The organism is Kitasatospora sp. CB01950 (assembly GCF_001905465.1).
GTDB lineage: Bacteria > Actinomycetota > Actinomycetes > Streptomycetales > Streptomycetaceae > Kitasatospora.
In genome coordinates this window covers 53,149-64,761 of record NZ_LISX01000023.1, presented here as the reverse complement: position 1 = coordinate 64,761, position 11,613 = coordinate 53,149, and the positions used below count along the sequence as shown (strand labels likewise).

The window sequence follows — 11,613 nt, the reverse complement described above, 5'->3', positions numbered from 1 at the left end:
CAATTACGAGACAGAGCCTAGTCGGCGGCCGGAACGGCGGCCGGACGCGCGGCGCTGCGGGGAAGCAGCTGACGTTCGGCGAGGTGGCCGAAGATCAGGCCGAAGGAGACCCACAGCGTGAGCTGGATGGCCAGCGCCGCGACCCGGAACTGCCAGAGCAGGGAGGCGGAGAAGTCCTCGGGCACTTCGTTGACGGCCGGCAGCAGCGCGTAGCCGACGCCGATGACGAGCAGGTAGCCGAGGCCGGCGACCAGCGTCGCGTTCCAGTTGCCGAGGCGCGGGGCGAGTTGCTTGCCGGCCACCACGGCGGCGACGGCGAGCAGCACGCTGAGCAGCATCATCAGGAAGTACAGCAGCGTGCGCCGCCCGATCGTCCCGGGGTCGCCGACGGACGGCGGGTTGGCGGGGTATTTGAGGAACGGCACCACGTAGACGGCGAGCAGCGCCGCGCCGGAGAGCAGCAGTGCGGTGGCGCGCGGGCCGAAGCGGCCGGTGCGGCCGAGGGCGAAGCAGTAGGCGAGGGCGGCGATGCCGCCGAGGGCTATGCCGTAGACGAGCACGCCGGTGGCCAGGCCCGCGGTGGACTGCAGGGTGCGGCTGACCAGTTCTTCGCCGTGCTCGTGGCTGTGGCCCTCCTCGAAGGCGATCGCCGCGTCCACCCGGGGTTCGCCGAGCAGGTAGGCGACGATCAGGGCGAGGACGCCCGCGCCGAGGCCCGCGAGCATGCCGCGGACCAGCAGGTTTCTGACGGTGTGGGAGTTCATCTCAGTTGCTCGAATCGTCCCGGGTCAGTGGCAGGGGAAGCCGAGCAGGTGGCGTCCGTCGTGCACCCACTCGTGCACGGCCTCGCCGGAGATCAGGGAGGTGGCGCCCTGTTCGGCGCCGACGAAGTAGAGCAGCGTGAGCAGCAGGATGCCGAAGAGGACCGCCCATGGGGCGATGGCCTTGACGGAGAGGGGGGTGATGGCCGGCGTGACGGCGGGGGCGATGGGGTGAGCCATGGCCTTGACCTCCTTGCGGGAACTCGCGTCCCGATCGTGTGGAGCAGGGGGAGACGACGGAGGCGGGTCTGACTTCCCACGGGCCGCCGGGGAGGCGGCCTTCGGGTTCACAGTGGCGCGACCGTGCCGGACTTGCACCGGACTTCCACGCACCGTCGTTGATATGAGGTTGTTCGCCGAGAAGGTACCGTTCCCGGCGGGCCCCGCCAAGGGGCCCGGTCGGTCACACTATCAATCCGCGGGCGAACGACCCGCAGGGGGGGCGAAACATGACGGTCCGGGTGATGTTGGTCGCACCGGCGGTCGGCGGCGAGCTGCGCGAGGCGCGGTTCGGCGCGGACCGGCCGCTCGCCGAGGCGGAGTTGACGCCCGTCCGCGCCCGCACCGCCCCGCCGGCGACGACCGTGCTGAGCGCCCCGTCGCCGCGGTGCCGCCAGACCGCCGAGGCGCTCGGTCTGACGGCCGCCGTCGAGCCGGCTCTCGCCGACGCGGAGGCCGGAAGCTGGCGCGGGCGCGCCCTCGCCGAGGTGGCGGCCACCGACCCGGCCGCCGTCCAATCCTGGCTGGGGGATGCGGAGTTCGCCCCGCCCGGCGGCGAGTCCGTGACGGCGCTGTGCGCCCGGCTCGGCCGGTGGCTCGGCTCGCTGGAGGACGGAAGCGTCCTCGCCGTCGCCGAACCGGCCGCGATCCGCGCCGCCCTGGTGCACGCGCTCGACCTGCCGCCCGCCGCGTTCTGGCGGCTGGACGTCGCCCCGCTCACCGTCACCCGCCTGAGCGGGCGCGCCGGGCGCTGGAACCTGCGCACCGGCGCGCCGCTGCCGCAGGGCGTGGAGGGTCAACTGCCGTAACGCAGCGAGACGGTGTCGCCGACGTGGACGACGGCGGACCGGTCGGCGGCCACCGCGGCGCCGTTGTCGAGCGAGACCTTCCAGCTGCTGCCGCCCGCGTTCGCGGTGCCGTTGAGCGAGGTGACGACTCCGCTGCCGGCGGCGGGGGTCACGGCGGTGACGCAGCCGCTCGGGGTGGCGGTCGCGGCGGCGTCCAGGACGGCGCCGAGGGTGCTGGTGGCGCCGGTCGGGGTGACGGTGACGGCGCAGACCTTGAGGCTGCCGGTGCCGTCGTCGACGGTGAGCGCGACCCGGGACGCGGTGCCGGCGGTGAACGCGCCGGTCGCGGCCCAGGTGCCGGCCCCGGCGGTGACGGGGGTGGGCGGGGTGGCGGTGAAGCCCGCGCCGGCGACGGCGCGCAGGCCGTCCACCGAGGCGTACGCGGACGGGCTGGTGTCGGTCGGCAGGTACTTGAAGCCGCCGCCGGGCTTGAACTGCTGGGAGATCAGGAAGTCCACCGGGGACTTGCCGGTGGAGGAGGTGAAGTCCGCGCCCTGCGGGTCGATGCCGCAGGCGTTCAGGCCGGAGACCGCCCAGCCGTTGGAGTCGGTGTTCGCGCCGTACAGGGACGCGAACGAGCCGTTCGCGTTGAGCTTGCCCTTGAGGAAGCCGACGGCGTTGGTGATCGCGGCGTCGGTCTTCGGCACCCCGGCGACGCACAGTGAGGCCATGGCCGCGCCGGTCATGTCGATGTCACCGGCCTGGGCGAGGGCGGTCGGGTTGCCGGCGGCCTTGCCGAAGTTCCAGCCGCCGTCGTTGTGCTGGTTGGCGCGGACGGCGGCGGCGGTGGCGTTGAGCAGCGCCTGCGGGACGCGCTGCCCGCCGGCCTGGGTGCGGGCGCCGCCGAGGGCGAGCAGGCCGAAGACCGTCCCGTTGAAGTTGCCGGACGGGCCCCAGTAGCCGGGTTCGGCGGTCTGCCAGTAGGCGGCGAGGTCGGCGATCAGGTTGCGGCCGGCGTCGATGCGGGCCGGATCGATGCCTGCCGCATAGGAGTTGAGGATGGCCCGCTCGTAGTCGGTGACGACGGGGGACGCGCTCGGCCAGCTGCTCGCGGCGAGCTGGGTCCGGTAGACGGCGCGGGCGTTCTTGCTCGGGTCGCTGCCGGGCACGACGTCGGCGGCGGCGGTGCCGGCGGCGGCGAGCGCGCTGAACGCCCACTCGTTGGACAGGCCGCCGGAGGCGTAGCTGCCGTCGACGCCCTGAAGGGTCTTCAGGTAGGCGACGCCGTTGGTCCTGGAGGTGGCGATCTGCGCCGGGGTGGCGGTGGCGTGGGCCGGGACGGCGGCGGCCAGCAGGGCGCCGGCCGCGAGGGCGACGGCGGCGGCGCGGGAGGCGTGGCGCGGGGACAGGGACAAGGCGGGGCTCCTCTGGTCGGGACGCCGACCGGTCCCCGTCCGTCCGTGCGCAGGCGCGGCAGCGGGGCGGCCGCCGCCCGGATCGCGTGGGTGGCTGTCGCTCGTGGTGCACGGCCGGCGGGCATTCGGACTCGGGCCGGAAGGGGCCCTCACCGTTGCGCGTCAGTCCCGGATTCCCACCGGATTCCCCCGCTCGGCCACCCGGACGCTACCGCACCCGGCGCGCCGTCCGACAGGGTGACGAAAGCAACAGGACATCCCGTCGGCGGCGGGCCGCCCGGGCGAAGCATGACGATCTCCTTGGTCGAGCGGGCGCGACGGCCCGCGACTCATCCGGCCACACCTTCACCTACCGTCGCCCACCTGCCAAGACCACCCCTCGAAGCCAGGCGGCGGGACCGCGCACCGCCGCTGCCGCAGGCCCGGAGTCGGCCTGTTCACGCGTTGACGCCCCGTCAACCCGCGTGGTCTGATAAGCGGGTTTTTCACCTTCGGCAGCAGGGGAAGCCGGTCCGAATCCGGCGCTGACCCGCAACCGTAGTCCCGTCCGCTCGCGACGGGAGAGCCGGAATGCCTGCCCCGGGGGTTCGTTCAGCGCCACATGCGTCGTCGCGGACTACGACGCAGTCGGACCGGGGGTTCGTCCGCCGTCCGCTGCCGCCTCGCCCCGCCACGACCCGATCAGGGAGTACGCCGGTGAGGGTCAGTCACACCACTACGGACACGCACGGAAGACGCGGTCGCCGCCCGGCCGCCGTCCTGCTCGCCACCGCCGTCGCGGCCACCGCCGCCGGCACCCTGCTGCTCGGCCGCCCGGGCACGGCCGCCGCCGACCCGATCGAGCAGTGCACGGCCACCACCGGCGCGATCGTCGCGGTGGACTTCTCGCCGTGGGGCGGCGGTGTGGCGCGCGGCTGCGACGCGCACCCGACCACCGGCATGAACCTGCTGCACAACGCCGGGTTCACCACCACCGGCACGGTGCACGACGGCCCCGGCTTCGTCTGCCGGATCGGCACCGACACGTTCTCCACCGGCGCCCAGTACCCGACCCCGGCGACCGAGCCCTGCACCACCACCCCGCAGGCCACCGCCTACTGGTCGTACTGGATCGCCGCCCCGGGCGCGACCGGCTGGACGTACAGCGCGTACGGCGCGATGACGCAGCTGCCGAAGCCCGGCGAGGTCGAGGCCTGGGTGTACGGCGCGACCGACCTGGGCGGCGCGGGCGGCGGGCCGAAGTTCACCCCGGACGAGGTGCGGGCGAAGAACTCCGCCAGCCCCTCGGCGTCCGCCTCGCCCAGCACCGGACCGTCCAACAGCCCTTCCGGAAGCCCGAGTTCGGTCCCCACCCAGAGCCCCGCACAGAGCCCGAGCCAGAGCCCGAGCAGCAGCCCGACCCCGAGCGGCAGCCCGACCCCGCCCGCGCCCGCCGCGAACCCGGCGGCCGCCGCGGCCTGGCTGACGGCGCAGTTGGTGGACGGCGACCACATGGAGTCCTGGGCGTTCCCGGGCCCGGACTACCCGCGCACCGCGCTGACCGCGCTGTCGCTGGCCGGCTCCGGCACCCAGGACGCGGCGCTGCGCAAGGTGGCGGCGTTCCTGGCCGCGCACGCCGACGCATTCGTGTACCCCAAGGGCCCGGCCGCGCTGCCGGACGCCCGGGCCGCCGCGATGCTGGCGCTGGTCGCCGAGGCCACCGGCAACGACCCCCGGGCGTTCGGCGGGCACGACCTGATCGCCGCGCTCACCGACCACGTCTGCGACAGTGCGGGGCAGGGCGGCCAGTGCACGGCGGCCGGCGACTTCCAGGGCGCGAACAACCCGTGGAACCAGGCGCTCGGCGTGATGGCGCTGGCCCGCGCCGGCGTCGTCCCGGCCCCGCCGGTGCTGGACCGGTTCGCCCGGCTCCAGTGCTCCGACGGCGGCTTCTCCGGCGCGATGATCAACCCGGGCGACTACTGCGAGTCCGACCCGCTGATCACCGCCATGACGGTGATCGCCCTCCAACACGTGGGCGGCAAGCAGGAGTTGGTCAGCCGAGGCGCGGACTGGCTGGTCCGGCAGCAGCAGGCCGACGGCTCGTTCCTGCCGTACGCCGGCGGCACCCCCGAGACCTTCTCCACCGGCGCGGCCGCCCAGGGCCTGCGCGCCGCCGGCCGGACCGCCGAGGCCGACCGGGCCGTCGGCTGGCTGGCGACCCGGCAGAACTCCGACGGCGGCCTCGGCCCCGACGAGTGGACGACCGACTCCGAGGCGCCCGCCACCGAGCAGGCGATCCTGGCGTTCACCCGCACCGACCCGGCGACCGTGCTGCGGCAGACGAACACCCCGCAGCCGTCCCGCACCCCCGACCTGAAGAAGGCGAGCGCCTTCCTCACCGACCCGTCGCGGCTGCTGGACGGCCACTACTACGACGGGTTCCCGGGCTTCGCCGACTTCGGCCTGACCATCGACACCGCGTTCGCGCTCGCCGCCACCGGCACCGACGACGCGGCACTGCGCCGGATCACCGACTTCCTCGACCGGCAGGGCAAGGACGCCGGTGGGCGCAGCGTCAACGACTGGACGGCGATCGGCACCGAATGGGCCGGCGGCGGTTCGATCGGCAAGGAGGCGCTGCTCGCCGAGATCGTCGGCCGCGACCCCCGCTCTTTCGGCGGCCAGGACCTGATCGCCGCGCTCGACAAGCTGATCTGCGACCACACCGACACCGCGAACGGCTGCGCCGCGCCCGGCAACTACCTGTGGGCGCAGTCGGTGTTCTCGCAGTCCCTCGGCGTGATCGCCCAGGTCCGGGCCGGGGACGCCGGGAAGGCCGCGCCCGCGATCGCCTACCTGCGCAGTCTGCAGCGGCCGGACGGCTCCTGGCCGAGCCTGATCCCGGCCTCCGCCGACCCGGACGTGGACTCCACCGCGATGGCGGCGATGGCCGTGGCCCTCCTCCCGGGGGCCGACAACGCGCAGGCCGTGGACCGGGCGGTGGCCTGGCTGGCCGGTCAGCAGAAGGCCGACGGCGGCTTCCCCGGCACGGCGGGCAACTCGATCAACTCGGCCGGCCTCGCCATCCAGGGCCTGAGCCTGCGTCCGGGCGCGTACGCCCAGCAGATCGCCCGGGCCACCGAGTTCCTGGCCGGGCAGCAGAACCCGGACGGCGGCTTCGTGGTCGCGGCGGACTCGGCGGAGCGCGCGTCGGACGTCCGGGCCTCCTCGCAGGCCCTCGGCGGCGTCACCGGCCTGTCCTTCGGCACCCTCGCCCACGAGGTGGACGGCTCCACGCCGCCGGACCCGAGCGGCTCGCCGTCACCGTCCCCGTCGTCTTCCATTTCCCCTTCCCCTTCCCCTTCCCCGTCGCCGTCGCCGTCCGCCTCGGACAGCTCGCCCGGAGGCACGAACACCGGCTCCGGCTCCGGCTCCGGCTCCGGCTCCGGCTCCGGAGGCTCGGGCTCGGGCCGGCTCGCCTTCACGGGCACCGACGTACTCGAACTCGTCGTCCCGGCCCTGCTGTTGACGGTTTCCGGCGGAGCGGTGCTGGTCTCGGCGCGGCGTCGGACGAAGGCCGACGGGGGCGCGCGGTGACGGCGCGATTCTCCCGTCCGGCTCGGCTGGGCGCGGCGGCGGGGACTGTCCTCGCCGTCGCGCTCGGCGGGCTGGCCCCGACGCCCGCCCACGCGGGCGCGCTGCCGATCGAGCAGTGCACGACCAGCCAGAACGTGGTGCTGGCCGTGGACTTCAGCCGCTGGGGCGGCCCGTTGCTGCGCTCCTGCGGCACGGTGCCCACCACCGGCTACCAGCTGCTCAACCAGGGCGGGTGGAAGACCACCGGCACCCAGCACGACGGTCCGGGGTTCATCTGCCGGATCGGGTACAGCGGTCACCAGGGCGGCAAGCAGTATCCGCCGCCCGAGCAGGAGAAGTGCGTGCTGACCCCGCCGGCCACCGCGTACTGGTCGTACTGGCATGCCGATCCGGGTCGGAACACCTGGTCCTACAGCCAGTTGGGGGCGATGAGCTACAAGCCGGTACCGGGCAGCGTCGATCTGTGGATCTTCGGCGAGACCGACATCGACGGCACCCGGGGCGGCCCGACCTTCGCCCCGGACACCGTCCGCGCGCTCAACTCGACGCCGGGCGGCTCGGGTTCGACCTCGGGCGGCTCCACCGGCGGCAGCGGGACGGGCGGCGGCACCGGCGGTGGCGGCGGCAGCAAGGGCGACACCGCCCCGAACACCCCGAAATCCACCAACACCCAGCCCGGCAACGGCAGTTCATCCCCCGCCGAGCAACCCTCCGAGCAACCCTCCGAACAACCCTCCGAGAGCCCGTCCCCTTCCGACACCCCCTCCCCGTCCCCGTCCACCTCGGCACGTGACGCCACCGCCGCGCCCTCCACCGGCAGCAGCGCGGCCCCCGTTGCCGTGAACGCCGCGCCGGCTGCGGACGCCCCGCGCCGCTCGTCCGGTTCGATCGGGCCGGCGGTGGCGGGCGTGGCGCTGGTGGCCGCGCTGGGCGCGGCCACGGCGGTGGTCGCGGTGCGCCGCCGCCGGGCGTCCGCCGAGTGAGCGCGCACCCGGCAGAGGACGGCGGGCGGCGCATCCCCCGCGACCTGCACCCGCTGGCCTGGTGGGCGTGGGCGCTGGCGCTCGGCACGGCGGCGTCCCGGACCACCAATCCGCTGCTGCTCCTGCTGGTGCTGGGCGTGCTCGGCTTCGTGGTGACCGCTCGGCGCACCGAGGCCCCGTGGGCGCGCGGTTTCCCGTACTACCTGTGGCTGGCGCTGGCGGTGGTGGCGATCCGGGTGCTGTTCCGGTGCGTCTTCGCCACCGGCGTCACCCCCGAGGACCACGTCCTGCTGACTCTGCCCCGCATTCCGACTCCCGCCTGGTACGCGGGAATCGAGATCGGCGGGCCGGTGTCGCTGGAGGCGGTGCTGTCCTCGGCGGTGGACGGTCTGCGGCTGGCGTGTCTGATGTGCTGCATCGGCGCGGCCAACACCCTCGCCAATCCGAAGCGCGCCCTGCGGGTTCTGCCGGGCGCGCTGTACGAGCTGGGCGTGGCGGTGACGGTGTCGCTGAGCGTCGCCCCGCAGCTGGTCGCGAGTGCCCAACGGGTGCGCCGGGCCCGGAGGTTGAGGGCCGGATCGGGCAAGGGCGTGCGCGCTCTGCGCGGCATCGTGGTGCCGGTGCTGAGCGACGCGCTGGACCGTTCGCTGCACCTGGCGGCGGCGATGGACTCGCGCGGCTACGGCCGCTCCGGCACCGCGACGAAGGCCTCCCGCCGGGCGACGGGCGCACTGCTGCTGGGCGGGATGGCGGGTCTGTGCGCGGGCCTGTACGGGCTGCTCGACGGCACCGCGCCCGCGCTGCTCGGGCTGCCGGCGCTGGCGGCCGGGTCGGCGCTGTGCGTGGCGGGCCTGGCGCTGGGCGGGCGGCGGGTGCGGCGCACCACGTACCGGCCCGATCCGTGGCGGCTCCCCGAATGGGGGGTGGCGGGCTGCGGGTTGACGGCCGCCGTGCTGCTCTGCGTGTCGGTCGGCTACGACGCGACCGCGCTCAATCCGTCGCTGTACCCGCTGTCCTGGCCCGCGCTGCCCGTCGTCCCTGCGGTGGCGCTGCTGCTGGCCGGCGCGGCCGGCGTGCTGGCCCCGCCGCCGGGGCGTCCGCCCGCGGCGGGCCCGTCCCCGCGCGCCGCCGACGACCGTGAACTCTCCGAGGTGTCCCAGTGATCCGTTTCGACCAGGTCGGCGTGGTGTACCACGGCGCGCGCGAGCCCGTGCTGCGCGGGGTGGACCTGCACATCCCCGAGGGCGAACTCTGCCTGGTGGTGGGCCGGACCGGCTCCGGCAAGTCCACTCTGCTGGGCGCGGTGAACGGCCTGGTGCCGCACTTCACCGGCGGCACCCTGTCCGGCCGGGTCACGGTCGACGGCCGGGACACCGCGCACCATCCGCCGCGTGAACTCGCCGACGTGGTGGGCGTGGTGGGCCAGGACCCGGTGGCCGGGTTCACCACCGACACGGTGGAGGAGGAACTCGCCTACGCCATGGAGCAGTTGGCTGTTCCGCCGGACGTGATGCGCAAGCGCGTCGAGGAGACTCTCGACCTGCTCGGCCTGGCCGACCTCCGGCACCGCGCGCTGCACGAACTCTCCGGCGGCCAGCAGCAGCGGGTGGCGATCGGCTCGGTGCTGACCGCCCATCCCCGGGTGCTGGTGCTGGACGAACCGACCTCCGCGCTCGACCCGACCGCCGCCGAAGAGGTGCTCGCGGCGATCACCCGGCTCGTCCACGACCTGGGCGTGACGGTGCTGCTGGCCGAGCACCGGCTGGAGCGGGTCGTCCAGTACGCCGACCGGGTGGTGTACCTGCCCGGCGACGGCACCGTCCGGGACGGGCCGCCCGCCGAGGTGTTCGCCACCACCGCGATCGCCCCGCCGGTGGTCCGGCTCGGCCGCCTGGCCGGCTGGCAGCCGCTGCCGCTCTCCGTCCGCGACGCCCGCCGTGCGGCGGCCCCGCTCCGCGAACGCCTGGCCGGCCTTCCGGTGCCGCCGGTCCGGCGGACTCCCGTGCCGGGCGCCCGACTGCTGGACGCGCAGCGGGTGGTGGTCAAGCACGGCCGGACGGTGGCGGTGCGGGAGGTGTCGCTGTCGCTGACGGCCGGGCAGGTCACGGCGCTGATGGGACGCAACGGCTCCGGCAAGTCCTCGCTGCTGTGGGCGCTCCAGGGCTCCGGCGCCCGCCGGGGCGGCACGGTGCGGGTGGACGGCCGCGACCCCGGGAAGGTCTCCGCCGCCGAGGCCCGCCGCCTGGTCGGACTCGTCCCGCAGACCCCGACCGACCTGCTCTACCTGGAGACGGTGGACGCCGAAATCGCCCAGGCCGACCGGGAGTCCGCGACCGGGCTCGCCGCCCGCGGACTGCTGGACGCCCTCGCCCCCGGCATCCCCGGCGGCCTCCACCCCCGCGACCTCTCCGAGGGCCAGCAGCTCGCCCTCGTCCTGGCCGTCCAACTCGCCGCCGCCCCACCGGTCGTCCTCCTCGACGAACCCACCCGCGGCCTCGACTACCCCGCCAAGGACTCCCTGGTCGGCGTCGTCGACCGGCTCGCCGCCGAGGGCCGCACCGTCGTCGTCGCCACCCACGACGTCGAGTTCGCCGCCGCGGCGGCCGACCGGGTCGTCGTCATGGCCGAGGGCGAGATCGTCGCCGACGGTCCCACCCCCGCCGTCATCACCGCCTCCCCCACCTTCGCCCCCCAGACCGCCAAAATCCTCGCCCCCCATCCCTACCTGACCGTCCCCCAGCTCACCCGGGCCCTCCCGAATCCCGCCCCCACCCGGCCGGAGGCCACCCCATGACCCCCGCCGCCCCGACCCCCACCACCCCGGCCCCCGCTGTCCGCGTCCCGCTCCGGGCCCGGGCTGTGATCGCGGCGGCGGCGTTCGCCGGGCTGGTCGCATTCCTGTGGCCGTTCGTCGTCGCGCCCGGGAAGTTCGGCTCCAGCTACGCGCCGCCGCTGATCTTCGGTGCGCTGCTGGTGCTGATCCTGGCCGTCGTCGTCTCCGAGATCGCGTCCGGCGGCATCGACGCCAAGGCCCTCGCGATGCTCGGCGTGCTGTCCGCCGTCAACGCGGGCCTGCGTCCGCTCGGCGCGGGCACCGCCGGCGTCGAGACGGTGTTCTTCCTCCTGGTCCTCGCGGGGCGCGTCTTCGGGCCGGGCTTCGGTTTCACTCTCGGCTGCACCTCGCTGTTCGCGTCCGCGCTGCTCACCGGCGGCGTCGGCCCGTGGATGCCGTACCAGATGTTCGGCTGCGCGTTCGTCGGGCTGATCGCCGGACTGCTGCCGCGCCTCCGGGGCCGGCCCGAGGTGGTGATGCTCGCCGGCTACGGAGCCGCGTCCGGCTACCTGTTCGGGTTCCTCCTCAACCTCTCCTTCTGGCCGTTCGCCACCGACCCGCACAGTTCGATCGCCTACCTGCCGGGTCTGCCGTTCACCGAGCAGTGGCACCGCTACCTGCTGTTCGACCTGGCGACCTCGCTCGGCTGGGACACCGGGCGGGCCGTCACCACCGGCCTGTGCGTGCTGATCGTCGGCCCGGCCGTCCTCGCGGTCTTCCGCCGGGCGGCCCGCCGCGCCGCCTTCGAGGCGCCGACGCGGTTCGTCCCGGCGCCCGCGTCGCCCTCACTCACCTACTCGAAAGAGTGATGGTGCGTCAGCTCTCCTCACACACAAAGCCGTTGCTGCTCTGCACCCGTCCGGAGCGTCTGCGCGTTGCGGGGCGCGCAACACCCTCGCGATCCGGCATGCTGCTGTCCACCCCGGCGCAGTGGCGGCCGGGGTTGGCGCGACCGGACGATGACGTCCGGCGGGT

The 11,613-nt window shown here is 74.8% G+C and carries 9 protein-coding genes and 2 riboswitches; of the genes, 6 read left to right on the top strand and 3 right to left on the bottom strand.

What is annotated here, in order from left to right:
- Nucleotides 1–17: 17 nt before the first annotated feature.
- Together AMK19_RS33055 and AMK19_RS33050 are read right to left on the bottom strand one after the other, a co-directional pair.
- Complete coding sequence (locus AMK19_RS33055) at nucleotides 18–764, bottom strand: CbtA family protein (protein WP_073819086.1); 747 nt, start codon at nucleotides 762–764, stop codon at nucleotides 18–20.
- 24 nt (nucleotides 765–788) lie between these two features.
- Nucleotides 789–1,001 (bottom strand): CbtB domain-containing protein, encoded by a 213-nt coding sequence (locus AMK19_RS33050; RefSeq protein WP_073819084.1) that lies wholly within the window; start codon nucleotides 999–1,001, stop codon nucleotides 789–791.
- A 269-nt stretch (nucleotides 1,002–1,270) separates the two neighbouring features.
- On the opposite strand from AMK19_RS33050, the gene AMK19_RS33045 reads away from it, so the two are divergent.
- Nucleotides 1,271–1,849, top strand: coding sequence for a histidine phosphatase family protein (locus tag AMK19_RS33045; RefSeq protein ID WP_073819081.1), 579 nt, complete (start codon nucleotides 1,271–1,273; stop codon nucleotides 1,847–1,849).
- On the opposite strand, the gene AMK19_RS33040 is transcribed toward AMK19_RS33045, so the two are convergent.
- The gene (locus AMK19_RS33040) at nucleotides 1,837–3,243 is read right to left on the bottom strand and encodes a prenyltransferase/squalene oxidase repeat-containing protein (RefSeq protein WP_073819079.1); all 1,407 of its coding nucleotides are present in this window, start codon (nucleotides 3,241–3,243) and stop codon (nucleotides 1,837–1,839) included. The genes AMK19_RS33045 and AMK19_RS33040 overlap by 13 nt on opposite strands.
- 99 nt (nucleotides 3,244–3,342) lie before the next feature.
- Nucleotides 3,343–3,460, bottom strand: a riboswitch (cobalamin riboswitch).
- A 231-nt stretch (nucleotides 3,461–3,691) separates the two neighbouring features.
- A riboswitch (cobalamin riboswitch) is annotated at nucleotides 3,692–3,839 on the top strand.
- 100 nt (nucleotides 3,840–3,939) lie between these two features.
- On the opposite strand from AMK19_RS33040, the gene AMK19_RS38370 reads away from it, so the two are divergent.
- Genes AMK19_RS38370 through AMK19_RS33015 form a run of 5 tightly spaced genes read left to right on the top strand, consistent with a single transcriptional unit; the run spans nucleotide 3,940 to nucleotide 11,447 of the window.
- Nucleotides 3,940–6,822, top strand: a complete 2,883-nt coding sequence (locus AMK19_RS38370) for a prenyltransferase/squalene oxidase repeat-containing protein (RefSeq protein WP_073819078.1) — start codon at nucleotides 3,940–3,942, stop codon at nucleotides 6,820–6,822.
- On the top strand, nucleotides 6,819–7,805 hold the full coding sequence (locus AMK19_RS33030; RefSeq protein WP_073819076.1) for a hypothetical protein: 987 nt from the start codon (nucleotides 6,819–6,821) through the stop codon (nucleotides 7,803–7,805). The genes AMK19_RS38370 and AMK19_RS33030 overlap by 4 nt, the downstream gene beginning before the upstream one ends.
- Entirely contained in the window at nucleotides 7,802–8,968 is a 1,167-nt protein-coding gene (locus AMK19_RS33025) for a CbiQ family ECF transporter T component (RefSeq protein ID WP_073819074.1), read from the top strand. The genes AMK19_RS33030 and AMK19_RS33025 overlap by 4 nt, the downstream gene beginning before the upstream one ends.
- Entirely contained in the window at nucleotides 8,965–10,599 is a 1,635-nt protein-coding gene (locus tag AMK19_RS33020) for an ABC transporter ATP-binding protein (RefSeq protein ID WP_073819072.1), read from the top strand. Before AMK19_RS33025 ends, AMK19_RS33020 begins: the two co-directional genes overlap by 4 nt.
- A complete protein-coding gene (locus AMK19_RS33015) occupies nucleotides 10,596–11,447 on the top strand; it encodes an ECF transporter S component (protein ID WP_073819069.1) in 852 nt (283 codons plus the stop codon). The genes AMK19_RS33020 and AMK19_RS33015 overlap by 4 nt, the downstream gene beginning before the upstream one ends.
- Nucleotides 11,448–11,613: the final 166 nt, after the last annotated feature.

Coding starts and splice junctions, on each gene's coding strand:
- AMK19_RS33055 (WP_073819086.1), bottom strand. CDS start 764: ATGAACTCCCACACCGTCAGAAACCTGCTGGTCCGCGGCATGCTCGCG.
- AMK19_RS33050 (WP_073819084.1), bottom strand. CDS start 1,001: ATGGCTCACCCCATCGCCCCCGCCGTCACGCCGGCCATCACCCCCCTC.
- AMK19_RS33045 (WP_073819081.1), top strand. CDS start 1,271: ATGACGGTCCGGGTGATGTTGGTCGCACCGGCGGTCGGCGGCGAGCTG.
- AMK19_RS33015 (WP_073819069.1), top strand. CDS start 10,596: ATGACCCCCGCCGCCCCGACCCCCACCACCCCGGCCCCCGCTGTCCGC.